11 protein-coding genes and 1 other annotated feature are annotated in these 14,039 nt (G+C 51.2%); of the genes, 1 reads left to right on the top strand and 10 read right to left on the bottom strand.

Annotated features, from left to right (window positions below; all coding sequences use genetic code 11):
- Positions 1–26: 26 nt before the first annotated feature.
- Positions 27–243: a binding site (T-box leader), on the bottom strand.
- A 172-nt stretch (positions 244–415) separates the two neighbouring features.
- From DW949_RS05880 to DW949_RS05855, 6 genes are all read right to left on the bottom strand, one after another.
- Positions 416–1,423: an electron transfer flavoprotein subunit alpha/FixB family protein gene (locus tag DW949_RS05880; protein ID WP_118022311.1), complete on the bottom strand. Its 1,008-nt coding sequence runs from the start codon at positions 1,421–1,423 to the stop codon at positions 416–418.
- 21 nt (positions 1,424–1,444) lie between these two features.
- Positions 1,445–2,260: an electron transfer flavoprotein subunit beta/FixA family protein gene (locus tag DW949_RS05875; protein WP_059077322.1), complete on the bottom strand. Its 816-nt coding sequence runs from the start codon at positions 2,258–2,260 to the stop codon at positions 1,445–1,447.
- A gap of 70 nt (positions 2,261–2,330) precedes the next feature.
- Positions 2,331–3,482, bottom strand: a complete 1,152-nt coding sequence (locus DW949_RS05870) for an acyl-CoA dehydrogenase (protein ID WP_059077323.1) — start codon at positions 3,480–3,482, stop codon at positions 2,331–2,333.
- 398 nt (positions 3,483–3,880) lie between these two features.
- Positions 3,881–4,546, bottom strand: coding sequence for a CoA pyrophosphatase (locus tag DW949_RS05865; RefSeq protein ID WP_118022310.1), 666 nt, complete (start codon positions 4,544–4,546; stop codon positions 3,881–3,883).
- A gap of 53 nt (positions 4,547–4,599) precedes the next feature.
- On the bottom strand, positions 4,600–7,086 hold the full coding sequence (leuS, locus tag DW949_RS05860) for a leucine--tRNA ligase (RefSeq protein ID WP_118022309.1): 2,487 nt from the start codon (positions 7,084–7,086) through the stop codon (positions 4,600–4,602).
- A gap of 74 nt (positions 7,087–7,160) precedes the next feature.
- Positions 7,161–8,747, bottom strand: a complete 1,587-nt coding sequence (locus DW949_RS05855; RefSeq protein WP_118022308.1) for a glycosyl hydrolase family 18 protein — start codon at positions 8,745–8,747, stop codon at positions 7,161–7,163.
- Between the two features lie 115 nt (positions 8,748–8,862).
- Between DW949_RS05855 and lgt the strand changes: the two genes are divergently transcribed.
- Complete coding sequence (lgt, locus tag DW949_RS05850; protein WP_118022307.1) at positions 8,863–9,657, top strand: prolipoprotein diacylglyceryl transferase; 795 nt, start codon at positions 8,863–8,865, stop codon at positions 9,655–9,657.
- A gap of 193 nt (positions 9,658–9,850) precedes the next feature.
- Here lgt and sufU read toward each other — a convergent pair whose 3' ends face one another.
- From sufU to sufB, 4 genes are read right to left on the bottom strand one after another with little or no spacing between them, the layout of a single operon-like run.
- A complete protein-coding gene (sufU, locus tag DW949_RS05845; RefSeq protein WP_118022306.1) occupies positions 9,851–10,288 on the bottom strand; it encodes a Fe-S cluster assembly sulfur transfer protein SufU in 438 nt (145 codons plus the stop codon).
- A 15-nt stretch (positions 10,289–10,303) separates the two neighbouring features.
- Positions 10,304–11,524, bottom strand: a complete 1,221-nt coding sequence (locus DW949_RS05840) for an aminotransferase class V-fold PLP-dependent enzyme (protein WP_118022305.1) — start codon at positions 11,522–11,524, stop codon at positions 10,304–10,306.
- The gene (locus DW949_RS05835; protein WP_118022304.1) at positions 11,487–12,623 is read right to left on the bottom strand and encodes a SufD family Fe-S cluster assembly protein; all 1,137 of its coding nucleotides are present in this window, start codon (positions 12,621–12,623) and stop codon (positions 11,487–11,489) included. Before DW949_RS05835 ends, DW949_RS05840 begins: the two co-directional genes overlap by 38 nt.
- Positions 12,624–12,638: 15 nt before the next feature.
- Complete coding sequence (gene sufB, locus DW949_RS05830) at positions 12,639–14,003, bottom strand: Fe-S cluster assembly protein SufB (RefSeq protein ID WP_199595773.1); 1,365 nt, start codon at positions 14,001–14,003, stop codon at positions 12,639–12,641.
- Between the last annotated feature and the right edge of the window lie 36 nt (positions 14,004–14,039).

Here is a 14,039-nt window from a genome sequence, read left to right as displayed (position 1 = left end):
CCTTTGAAAATAAAAAGCTCCCGTCCTCAAGGGACGAGAGCTTGCTCACGTGGTTCCACCCTAGTTCAGCAGATAACATCTACTGTACTCAAACGCGATAACGGAGCGGCCGGACATCCATACTCAGTTCCGGATGCCAGTTCCAAGGCGGTAACGAAGTCATGTCTTATGGGGTACTCTCACCACTGTACCCTTCTCTGATATAAAACGAACAACTTGTCATGTCCTTATCAAAACTATTTTCATATCACTAGGTATGCGTAAATTATACGACCGCCTTCTCTGCTTGTCAAGGGGAAATGGAGTTTGGAGTTTGATGTTTTGGGTTTGATGTTTGATGTTGTTGACTCAGAAAAAAAGGACTGTCCATGACAGCCTTTGCTTTCATGCAACAGTCCTTTAAGAATCTTAGCTATTAGCCTTTGATTTTTTTGATAGCAGCAGTCAGGAGCGGAACGATCTTGAATGCGTCGCCTACGATACCATAATCGCAAACTTTGAAGATAGGAGCATCTTCATCTTTGTTGATGGCGATAACGCAGTCAGAACCACTCATGCCAGCGAGATGCTGGATAGCGCCGGAAATACCGCAGGCAATGTAGATCTTCGGACCTACCGTCTTACCTGTCTGGCCTACCTGATGGAGAGCATCGATCCAGCCAGCGTCAACAGCAGCACGGGAAGCGCCTACAGCACCGCCGAGAACGTCAGCGAGGTCTTTCAGCATGCCGGTGAACGGTTCAGGACCATTCATGCCACGGCCGCCGGATACGATAACGTCAGCTTCTTCGATTTTGATGCCTTCGCCGCCCATTTTGATGAGTTCAACGAATTTGGTCATGAAATCAGCGTCGCTGAGGTTAGCAGTCTTTTCGATAACTTCACCTTTGGCATTGGGATCAGCTTCCGGTTTCTTGAATACGTTCGGGCGAACTGTACCCATCTGCGGGCGGTTGTCCGGGCAAATGATTTCAGCCATGATGTTGCCGCCGAGAGCCGGACGGGTCCAAACGATGGTCTTGCCGTCGTCGTCAACAGCCAGGCCCGTGCAGTCAGCTGTAAGGCCGGTCTGGAGGGAGTTGGCAATACGGGGGCCGAGGTCACGGCCGATGTTCGTAGCGCCTACGAGGAATACATTCGGTTTTTCTTCATGGAAGAAATCGCAAATGACTTTTGCATATGCCGTCGTGTTGTAGTTTTCCAGTTTCGGATCGTCATATACATATACTTTATGTGCACCGTGGGCAATCAGGTCCTGTGCCAGCGGTTTTACATCTTTACCAATCAAGATAGCGCCAACTTCGTCACCGATGGTGTCAGCCAAAACGCGGGCCTGACCCAACAGTTCGAAAGATACGTTGCGCAATTTGCCTTCGAATTGTTCAGCAATGACATAAATGCCTTTGTATTCTGCTAAATCCATTTTCACTTTTCCTCCTTAGAATTAAATGATTTTCTGAGCAGTCAGTTTTTCCATCAAGGTATCAACAGCTGCCTGGTCGTTGTCATCTTCAACAGGAATGATGAGGCCCTGTGTTCTCTGAGGCGGTGTGAAAATCTTACGAACTTTCGTCGGGGAGCCGCTCAGGCCGATCTTGGTTTCATCAGCTTTTACGTCATCAGCGGAGAGTTCAGGAATTTCGCGACGTTTTGCTTTCATCGTGCCACGGATGGTCGGGAAGCGCGGTTCGTTCAATTCTTTAACAGCCGTAATCAGGACAGGGAAGTTAGCTTCCGTAATGATGTAGCCTTCTTCGTTCTGCTGTTTTACTTTTACGCATTTAGCTTCTTCGTTTACTTCGATAGCAGCTGCATAGGTGATCTGCGGGATGCCGAGTTCGCAGGCGATCTGCGGGCCGACCTGTGCCGTATCACCATCAATAGCCTGTTTGCCGCAAAGGATGATATCGAACTGTTCGATGCCTTTGAGTTCAGCTACTTTCTTGACAGCCTGAGCCAGGCAATAGCCTGTAGCCAGCGTATCGGAACCGCCGACTTTGCGGTCTGTGAGGAGGTATGCTTCATCAGCGCCCATAGCCAGACCTTCACGGAGAACGTCTTTAGCCTGCGGGGGTCCCATGGAGAGCAAAGTTACCTTTGCGCCCTGGTTATCTTTTAACTGAAGAGCAGCTTCCAAAGCGTTCTGGTCGAACGGATTGAAGATGTTCGGTACACCGGCACGAATGACGGTATGTTTTACGGGATCAATTTTTACTTCTGCTGTGTCCGGAACCTGTTTGACACATACCAATATTTCCATATTTCTGTTGCCTCCTAAAAATAATTTTTATGTCAACAGCGCTAATGGCTGCCTCATAAACAAGGATAGGTTATTTGAGCAGGAAGCCCGATGTAACCATGAGCTGTACTTCGTTGGTACCTTCATAAATCTGCGTGATCTTGGCGTCGCGCATATGACGGGCAACGGGATAATCTTCGGTGTAGCCATAGCCGCCGAAGATCTGGACAGCTTCTGTCGTAACTTCCATAGCGATATCGGAAGCCATTCTCTTGGCAATGGCAGCTTCCAGGGAGAAGCGGCCGCCGGCCTGTTTGGCTTCAGCTGCTTTGTAGACCAGGAGACGGGCTGCTTCAATCTTCATCTTCATGTCAGCCAGTTTGAAGGAAACATTCTGGAATTTGCAGAGCGGACGACCGAACTGTACACGTTCTTTCGAATAGGCGACAGCGTCGTCAAGAGCAGATTCAGCAATGCCGAGAGCCTGGGCAGCGATGCCGATACGGCCGCCGTCGAGGGTCTGCATAGCGATGATGAAGCCTTTTCCTTCTTCACCGAGCAGGTTTTCTGCCGGAACTTTGACATCCTGGAAGATGAGTTCCATAGTCTGGGACGTATGGATGCCCAGTTTGTCTTCTTTCTTGCCAAAGGTGAAGCCTTCCCAGCCTTTTTCAACGATAAAGGCGGAAATGCCTTTCGTGCCTTTGGATTTATCCGTCATGGCAAATACGATGTACGTATCGGCCTTGCCGCCGTTGGTGATGAAAATCTTGTTGCCGTTGAGGATGTAATGATCGCCATCTTTGACAGCCGTCGTCTGCTGCATGGCAGCGTCAGTGCCGGCACCCGGTTCGGTCAGGCAGAACGCGCCGAGTTTTTCACCCGTTACGAGCGGTTCGAGATATTTTTTCTTCTGTTCTTCTGTACCATACTGCCAGATGGGGTTGGTACCGAGGGAAATGGAAGCGGAAACGGTTGCTGCCATACCGGCATCATATTTGGCAATTTCTTCCACGCAGAGGATGTACGTCAGTACATCGCCGCCGTCATTGCCCATTCCACCGTATTCTTCAGGATAGTAAATACCGGCAATACCCATGTCCTGCATCAGAGCTTTTACATGTTCTTCGCCAAAATCACCTGCGTGATCGCGTTCGCCGATATCCGGTTTTATTTTCTTTTCGCAATAATCATGGACGGTTTTAACGATGTCTTTCTGCAGATCATTCAATTTAAAATCCATACTGTTCCCACTCTCCTTAAACGTCTATTACGTAAAAACTGAAAGGTCTTCTTTCCTGCCGTTGATACTGCATAAATACAAAAATTTCACACTATCTATACAGAACGTCGCTTGCAACAAGGCAAACGTATCCGACCTGCAAGCTCTTACATCTGCATTGTACAACTTTTCACGTATTTAATCAATAGAAAAAGCCGCTATTTATACAATGCATTCATTCCTTTTTTTCATGATTGAATAGTTATCATTGCAAAAGACAGTTTATTAAATATTTATAATTGATTATGCGATACTCCTTTTATTTATAAAGTAACTTTTTTAACTGATGATTATAGCTATTTTGTATATCCGTACAAGGACGTATAGTCATACGCCAGCAGTGAAATCATAACCATATATCAGAATCCGGCTGCGCCCTCCCTTTGGTCCCCATGCGTTTCCATAGCGTCCTCTCCTGCCTGGTACAGGGACAAGAAATGGCGCAGTATATGGGCCGTTATGCCCCAGATAGGCCATTTTTGATAGCGGTAGATATAGACGGAATAGGTCTTGCGCCGTTTCCAGCTGCGGTCGCCGCGGAAACTGTTGTACAATACGTCTTCGGGAAAATCCGGACCGGGCCGGGTGGCGATTTCCATATGTTTTTCCTCTGGCCGGACAGAGCGCAGGTAGGAAATGGGAGCGGTGAAAATTTCGGCGATTTCCCCGCGGCTCAAAGTAAAGTCCTGCGTGCGGATCCGGGCCGCAAAAGGCCAGACCGTGACGCCTGCCATGGATTCGATATAATCGAGGGGCCCCAGTATGTCTATATCACTGCGCTCCACCCCCAGTTCTTCCATCGTCTCCCGTATGGCTGCATCGAGGGCACTGGCATCGCTTTTTTCGATGCGCCCGCCGGGAAAGCAGATGTCCCGCGGCTGCCAGGCCAGTTTGCTGCTCCGCACTTCAAACAGGATATGTTCTTCCCCACCGATGGTGAGGATCGGCAGGATGACGGCACAGGGCGTATTATTGAGGGATGAAAGGTGATGTACCGTCCTGTTGGGAGTAAGTCTGTCTTTCATAGCACGTCTCCTTCAGTAAAAAAAAGGGATGCACGCGGCACCCCTTTTCTGTATTATTTTACGACAATATTAATGATTTTCTTCGGTACGACGATGAACTTGACGACCTGTTTGCCATCGGTAAAGTTCTTGACATGAGGACGGGCAAGAGCCAGTTCACGCAGTTTGTCTTTATCCATTTCGACAGGAACGGTGATCCGGTCACGTACCTTGCCATTTACCTGGATCGGCAGTTCGATTTCATCGACCTTCAGGGCGCTTTCATCGACTTTCGGCCAGTCCTGTTTGTGGACATCGCCTTCAAAGCCGACTTTCTGCCACAGTTCTGCCGTGATATGCGGTGTAAACGGTGCCAGGATCTTGAGCAGGTTTTCTACGACTTCTACGGCCACATCTTTGCGGATGGACGTATTCTTATCCACATAATTGTACATGGCATTGACGTATTCCATGATGGAGCTGACTGCCGTGTTCAGAGCATAGTGTCCATCGGTGCCTTTGACATCGACGGTGACTTTGCGGATGGACGTGTATTCGACGAGGCGCAGCGCCTTTTCTGCTTCCGTATAGGGACGGCTGCTGTCGTCGCCGGCTTTAGCCAGGTCCATGTACTGGAAGACGATGCGCCATACGCGGTTCAGGAAGCGGTACGACCCTTCTACGCCCGTATCGGACCAGGGCAGATCCCGTTCAGGAGGAGCCGCAAAGAGGATGAACAGGCGGGCTGTGTCAGCACCGTATTTCGATACGATTTCTTCCGGTGATACGACGTTGCCTTTGGACTTGCTCATCTTGCTGCCGTCGAGGAGTACCATCCCCTGGGTGAGCAGGCGTTCATACGGTTCGACTTTATCGACATAACCGGCATCGTACAGGACCTTCATGAAGAAGCGGGCATAGATCAGATGGAGGATGGCGTGTTCAATGCCGCCGATATACTGATCGACATTCATCCAGTAATTGGCCTTCTTCGGGTCGAAGGGCATCTTCGTATTGCGCGGATCGGTGTAACGCAGATGATACCATGACGAGCACAGGAAGGTATCCATCGTATCCGTTTCCCGGATGGCCGGGCCGCCGCATTTCGGGCAGGTCGTATGGAGGAATTTTTCACTCGTTTCCAGCGGAGACGTAGCGCCAGCCGTGAATTTGACGTCTTCCGGCAGTTCTACCGGCAGCTGGTCTTCCGGCACGAGCTGTTCGCCGCATTTTTCGCAGTATACGACAGGAATCGGGGCGCCCCAGTAGCGCTGACGGGAAATCAGCCAGTCGCGGAGGCGGAAGTTTACCGTCGCGTGGCCATAGTCGTGATCGACGAGCCATTTCGTAATGGCTTTCTGACCTTCTTTGATGGACAGGCCGTTGAATTCACCGGAATTGATGAGATAGCCTTCGCCTGTATAGGCTTCAGTGATGTCATCGTGTTCGTAGTCGATTTTGCCTTCCGGATCCTGGATGACATATTTGATGGGAATATCGTATTTCTTGCAGAATTCAAAGTCACGCTGATCGTGGCCGGCAACCCCCATTACTGCACCGGTACCATAATCGACGAGGACGTAGTTGGCAATCCAGATAGGTACTTTTGCCTGATTGACCGGATTGATGGCATAGGCACCGGTAAACATGCCGACTTTTTCGGCATCATCGGACGTACGTTCAATATCGCTCTGGTTGCGCATTTTTTCAATGAAAGCGCGCAGTTCGGCTTCGTTGGGCTTGCCTTTGATGATCCGTTCCACAAAGGGATGTTCCGGAGCCAGGACGACGAAGCTGGCACCGAAGATCGTATCGACACGGGTCGAGAACAGTTCTACCCGTTCGCCGATTTCCGGGATATCAAAGAAGAAGTTTGCCCCTTCGCTGCGGCCGATCCAGTTGCGCTGCATGGTCTTGACCCGTTCCGGCCAGCCCGGCAGTTTGTCCAGATCGTCGAGGAGACGGTCGGCATAATCGGTAATCTTGAAGAACCACTGTTTCAGGTCTTTCTTGACGACCGGATTGTCACAGCGCCAGCATACGCCGCCTTCAGCCTGTTCGTTGGCAAGGACGGTATGGCAGTGTTCGCACCAGTTGACCTTGGCTTCCTTGCGGTATGCCAGGCCACGTTTGTACATCAGTTCGAACATCCACTGCGTCCATTTATAATATTCTTTATGGCAGGTGGCAACTTCACGGTCCCAGTCGTAGGACAGGCCCAGGGATTTCTGTTGCCGTTCCATATTGGCTATGTTGTCATAGGTCCACTTTGCAGGCGGGATATTATGCTGGATAGCCGCATTTTCTGCCGGCATGCCGAATGCATCGAATCCCATGGGATGAATGACGTTGTAGCCGATCATTCTTCTATAGCGGGCAATGACGTCGCCGATAGCGTAGTTGCGGACATGGCCCATATGCAGATTGCCCGACGGATACGGGAACATTTCCAGTACGTAGTACTTGGGCTTGTCACTTTCGTCCGGGCATTTATCTACTTTATTATCCAGCCAGATTTTCTGCCATTTCTTTTCTATTTCTTGTGGAATATATTTTTCCATTCTTCGACCCCCCACGTCGCAAATAAAATAGAAGGTAAGGTTGTTGACCTTTCTATTATAAAGGGGTTGACACGTCAAGTCAATTCATGTTTCGCAAATCCGTGCCAAAAGTTTTCCGGTTCAAAGCCTTTGCGCCAGAAGGAAGCGCCGGCCAGCTGGTACGTATGGATGAGGCCGATTTTTTCTTTGAGTGACTTTTCATCTTCAAACCAGATGCGCAGCCGTCCCTTGGGAAGACGGGTATCGAGGTAATACAATCCGAGGTCTGCATCCCAGGTAATGGATGATGCATATTTTTCGCGGACGCGATGGCTGTCGGCCATGGTGAGGGTACGGACGAACAATTTCGGCTTCGTCTTTGCTGTGCCTGTCCGGGCAGGCGCTGCTCCTGCCTGAGCAGGTGCCACTCCTGTCTGAGCAGACGCTTTGACGGATACGGGCCAGCTTTCTATGTCTTTGGGCAGGTCTTTTCCATCGTCGGCTTCATACCAAATCCGCATATAAAGGGGCATACCCAGTATGACTTTGTCAGCAGGAACGAATTTCAGCGTATTTTCTATGGCCGTCTTCACCCAGGGATAGGTAGCCGTCGGCCCTGCCACGGGACTGGTACGTCCCACCTGGTCATAGGCCATGAGCATGACGTAATCGACGCTCTGTCCCAGGGCGGCCCGGTCGTATACGAGGGACCAGTTGGGACTGTCCGACAGAGGTGTCACATCGATGGACGTTTTCAGCCCGTACGCCCGGGCGGCATCGGAAAATTCACGGACAAACTGCGTAAGAAGGTTTTTATCGCTGTAATTGACATTTTCAAAGTCAATATTATACCCGGAAAATTCATAGAGAATGCCATAGCCAATGAGTTCCTTGATGAGCTGTTCCCGCAGTTCTTTCCGGCTCAGGATGTCATGGGTCTGGCCGGGATTGAAATTGTTATCGACCAGCGGCCAGACAGCATATCCTTTGGCTTTCCATTCCATGAGGAGAGTATCGAAATCGGGATTTCTGAGGAGGACGCCGTCTTTGGTGATACGGAAGGCGCAGGGGGATACGACGGGCTGTTTCGTCCGCAGGGGCAGTACCGGTGCGTTTTCATCCATGACCGGGTCCCAAAGCAGCACCATGCCCAGGGCATCACGGCCATATTTTTTCATGACCTCCCCCTCGGGCAGGGGCTGCTGGCGCAATTCCAGGGCAGACCGTTCCGGCCGCGGTGCCGGCAGCAGTTCCATGTGATCCGGTTCGAGGACATAGCTGATGCCCAGAGGCCGGCGTACATGGGAAATGCTGATGTTGCGCCCTTCTTTGCTTTCTGTTCCCGGCAATGTCAGGCTCACATTGCGGTCCTGCCACAGCATCTTCCCGTCTGCGGCAGCAGGAAGGCGGAACCAGTACTGGCCTTTTTTCGTGCGATTGGGATAAATGCCGTATTGCTGCAGCGCCTTGTCACGGACCAGCCAGCGTTTGCCATCTTCTACAATCTGCAGATCCTTGATATCCTGACTGGAAATGGGGTTCTCCACGACGGGAACCGAAAAGACCGGATCTTGCGCTTTTCCGGCTGTACTGTCTGCTTTTGGCGCTGCCAGAGCCCCTGTAGCGGCCGAGCAGGCCACCAGGAGGGCAAGGCAGATTTTTTTTATGTTATGTCTATGCATGGTGTATTCTCCTCATCTTCGAGTGCGGCTTCCCTAATGACCGTCTCTGTTGTATAATGAATCAGCTGTATCCATACAGCAGTCTTCATTATATCACAAAGGAGCGGCATTTTTTATGCATCAATATCTATTTTTTATCGGGTCCTTCCCCATACGGGCCTATGGCCTGTTATTTATGCTGGGAATCATCTCGGCCGGCATTACGGGATATTACATCATGAAACGGGACGGACGGGGCTGGCATGTCCATATATTCGACTTTACCATGTACTGCGGCTTGTCGGGTATCGTCGGCGGACGGCTCTGGGACGTATTCTTTTTTGACTGGGCTTACTACCACAATCATCTCACGGAAATCCCCTATGTCTGGCAGGGTGGCATGGCCATCCAGGGCGGCCTGTTATTCGGAGCCATTGCCGGCATCCTCTACACGAAGTATCATCACATCGACACCTGGGCCTTTGCCGATCTCCTGGCGCCGGCCATCATCCTGGGCCAGTCCGTCGGCCGCATGGCCAATCTCATGAACGGCGACGCCTTCGGTCATCCTACAGGCGGGAATTTTGGCATCGTTTACCCCGATACGACCCTGGCCTACCATACGTACGGGAACCAGCCTCTCTGGCCGGCCGAAGTCTGGGAAGGACAGGGAGATATCCTGATTTTTGTTCTCCTTCTCTTTTACAGCGCCTTCCCTCACAAGAAAGGACAGGTATTCTGCCTGTACGTCATGCTTTACGCCATCGAACGCTTCTTCCTGGAATTCCTCCGCGGCGACTACGTCAACCTGACACTGGGCCTGAAATCAGCCCAGCTGACCAGCGTCATCGCCTTCGCCATCGCCCTCATCGCCTTCATCCTCATCCAGTGGAAAGGCAGCCGGGACACAGAAGACGCCATGCAGAAATAGTTTGAGGTTTGATGTTAATGCCAAAACAGGCTGTCCCATTAAGCACTTCTACTTAATGGGACAGCCTGTTTTTCTATACGCAGAACTATCAGCCGCGGACTGCTAAATGCTAGCGGCCAGCCGCCAGCCGCTAACCACGAATCACTAGCCACTAATCACTGGTCACTAATCACGGTCTGCGGACTGCTATCTCCTACTTCCCTTCCCGTTCCAGAGCATCTTTCAACGTATGCCATGCCAGGACAGCGCATTTTACGCGGGCCGGCATATTGGAGATATTCTTGAGGGCAATGGCATCTTCCAGTTCTTCCAGCTTGTCGTCGTCAGTCACTTCCCGCTTGATCATTTCCAGGAAGAGGTTGACCAGGCGCAGCGCTTCTTCGACGGTCTTGCCCTTGATGAGGTCGATCATGATGTCAGCCGAAGCCTGGCTGATGGCACAGCCATGGCCCGTATAGGCGGCATCTTTGATGACTCCGTCCTGAATATCAGCCTGCAGCGTAATATCGTCGCCACAGCTCGGGTTGTGACCGTGTTCGCTGAGATTGGCACCATCGAGGGGATGCTTGTTTTCCTGACACTGGTTGTGTTCCAGAATGATGTCGGAATACAATTCGTTCATATTTTCCATGATTCTTCTATCTCCTTAATCTGTAAAGCCCATCTGCTTGCGGACGAGGGGCAGTTTTTCCAGGAAGTAATCCACTTCTTCGAGGGTATTGTAGATATAGAAGCTGGCACGGTTGGAGGCTTCTACGCCGAGATGGGCGCCGAGCGGCTGGGCGCAATGGTGGCCCGAGCGGATGGCAATGCCGAAGCTGTCGAGAATCGTAGCCGCATCATGAGGATGGACGCCGTCGATGGTAAAGGTGATGACACCGGTCTTTTCTTCCGGATCCGTACTGCCGATGATGTGGATATGGGGAATCTTCTTCATCCCTTCCAGACAGTGTTTCGTCAGTTCGTATTCATGGGCTTCAATATTGTCCATGCCGATATTTTCGAGATAATCGATAGCGGCGTGAAGGGCGACAGCGCCTTCTACGTTCTGGGAACCGGCTTCAAACTTATAAGGCAGTTCATTGAACGTCGTGGACTGTTCCTGTACGTATTCAATCATATCGCCGCCCAGGAGGAACGGTTCCATTCCTTCCAGGATGGCTTTCTTGCCATAGAGTACGCCCGTGCTGGCAGAACCGCACATCTTGTGGCCGGAGAATACGAAGAAATCGCAATCCAGGTCCTGCACATCCGTCTTCATATGAGGCGTGGACTGGGCGCCATCGACGATGGCAATGGCTCCTACGGCATGAGCTCTGGCGACGAGGTCCTTTACGGGCCGTTTCATGCCAAAGACATTGCTGACGGCGGCAAAGGAAACGATTTTCGTCTTGTCATCGATTTTGGCCAGGTCTTCTTCCGTAAAATGGCCTTCCTTGTCGAGGTACATATAGACCAGTTCGGCCCCGGTCTTCTGGCAGACACGCTGCCAGGTAACCAGATTGGAATGATGTTCCGAAATAGGAATGACGATTTTATCGCCTTTCTTCAATTTCGGTTCAGCATAGCTGCGGGCAATGAGGTTCAGGGCTTCCGTCGTGTTGCGGACGAAGACGACTTCTTCACTCGATGCAGCATTGATGAAGCGGCGTACGGCTTCGCGGGCTTCATCATAGACTTCGCCAGCTTCGATACTCAGGATATGGGCGCCGCGATGGGGATTGCCATTGTGATGTTCCAGAAGGTCTACGATGGCATGAATGACCTGGTACGGCTTCTGCGTCGTCGCAGCATTGTCAAAATAAACAATCTGATGACCATTATGAACTTTAGTCAAGATGGGGAAATCTTTGCGTACATTTAGCATGGCAATCACCTTTCTTGTAGCAGAACTGCATCTTTTCCCGTACAGCCTGCAGAACTTTATTTTCTAAATCCGTATCTCCCAGCTTATCGATGACCGGGCGGATATTGGATTCGACGATAATCAGCTGGGCTCCTGCTTCATTGAAGCCGCGGCTCATGAGGTAAAACAGCTTATCCTTATCAATCTGACCGGCACTGGATGCATGATTGCCGACGACGTCGTCTTCCTTGCACAGCAGGAGCGGCACCGAAATGGAATGGACGTTGGGGCTCAGCAGGATGCATGTATCCGATTCAGATCCGACGGCTTTTTTGCCACCGCGGAGGAAATCAATGGTACCGCGGAAGTATTTCTTCGACGTATCGAGGAGGGCCCCCGTCGTCAGGATATCCGTATTGGTTTTTATCCCTTTTGTCGGCACCCAGTAGGAAAAATCGACGATCTGGTCGTCATTTCCCAGATACATGGCCTGACTGTTGAAATTGCTTTCGTCATGCATCAAATCCGTCTTATAGTAGACGATGGCCGCTTTGGCCCCGATTTCGGCACTGACATAATCGATGGTGCTTTCTTTGCCGGCATCAGCATAACGATGTTCAACGTGACGGACGTGATGACCGTGGAGCTGGACTTTGCTGATTTTGACGTGGGCCTGTTCACCGGTCTTGACATAGGTCAGGAAATTGACGTATCCGCCGGCAGCATCGCCGTCAAAAATCAGGTATACCGTGAGGTCGCTGTGGTCTCCGGCCTGGATGCTGAGCTGGCCCGTAATCTGCGGGACAGCGGCGCTGACCGTATAATCGAGCCATACGGTGCCTTTCTGGCCGTCACCGACTGTTACGGCACAGCCTGTATTGCTTTCATTGAGAGCCTTTTTGAGATCTTTTTCATTGGCCCCCTGGAAATCACCCAGTTCCGGTACCTGCCGGCCTGTATAAAAGGACACGGCGGCATCACCGGTATGGCGTTCAGCCGGCGTGTAGGAAAGGACGGACTGCTGTGCCAGAGGTTCTAAATCGAGGTGATTGACTTTCATCCAGCGGAAGGTAGGACGCGGAAGCTGATTGTATTGTACGACTGCTTTATCTTTTGCCATTCTTCTCCTCCTCCCTTATTTCAACGAACCTTTGAGTTCGAGGTTGATCAGGTTATTCATTTCAACAGCATATTCTAACGGCAGTGCCTTGGAAACCGGTTCTACGAATCCACGTACGAGCATGGCCCGGGCTTCATCTTCACTGAGGCCGCGGCTCATGAGATAGAAAATCGCTTCATCGGAAATACGGCCGATAGAGGCTTCGTGGCCCAGGTCGATGTTGTCGTTCTTGACGACGATAGCCGGGATCGTATCGGACTGGGACTGTTCGTCCAGCATGAGCGATTCACAGCTGACATTGGCCTTGGCTCCTTCTGCCTTGGGATTGATGACGACGCTGCCGCGATAGATGCAGACGCCGCCGCTCTTGCTGATGGATTTGGAATTGATGTTGCTCGTCGTATGAGGTGCATTGTGAACGACTTTGGAACCCGTATCGAGATACTGTCCCTTGCCGGCGAAGGTGACGCCTGTAAATTCACAGTGTGCCCCTTCTCCCTGGAGAATACTCATGGGATAGAGACAGGATGTGTGGGAACCAAAGGACCCGGTAACCCAGTTGATGGTCCCGTTCTTGCCGACGATGGCCCGTTTCGTATTGAGGTTGTACATGTTCTTGGACCAGTTTTCGATAGTCGAATAAGTCAGGGACGCATCGTCGCCGATGAAGAGTTCGACGCAGCCGGCATGGAGGTTGGCCACGTTGTATTTCGGTGCCGAACAGCCTTCGATAAAGTGGACTTTGGCACCCTTTTCGACGATGATCATGGTGTGTTCGAACTGGCCTGCCCCCGGTGCATTGAGGCGGAAATAGCTCTGCAGGGGAATGGACACATCGACACCGGCCGGTACGTAGACGAAGGAGCCACCGGACCAGACGGCGCCATGGAGGGCAGCGAATTTATGATCCGTCGGCGGTACGAGTTTCATGAAATGGGACTTGACGATATCTTCGTACTTTTCCAGAGCCGAATCAAAATCCGTGTAGACGACACCCTGCTGTACCAGTTCGTCCTGGATGCTGTGATAGACGACTTCCGAGTCGTACTGGGCGCCGACGCCGGCCAGAGACGTCTTTTCCGCTTCGGGGATCCCCAGGCGGTCAAACGTATCCTTGATGTCATCGGGAACGTCGTTCCAGTCGGCTTTCATCTGGGCGTTCGGGCGGACATAAGTGACGATATTGTCCATATCGAGGCCGCTGATATCCGGGCCCCAGTCGGGATATTCCATATGATTAAAGATATCGAGGGATTTGAGGCGGAAATCGAGCATCCACTGCGGTTCGTGTTTCTTTTCCGAAATTTCGCGGACAATGTCTTCCGTGAGCCCTGCTTCCGTCTTGTAGGAATAGTTAAAATCCTTTTTAAAATTATACATATTGCCGAAATCGGAGAAGGTATCGATTTTCTGACG

Origin of the sequence: Megasphaera sp. AM44-1BH (assembly GCF_003467125.1) — a bacterium.
Lineage (GTDB): Bacteria > Bacillota > Negativicutes > Veillonellales > Megasphaeraceae > Megasphaera.
This window is presented reverse-complemented; position numbering and strand designations above follow the sequence as displayed.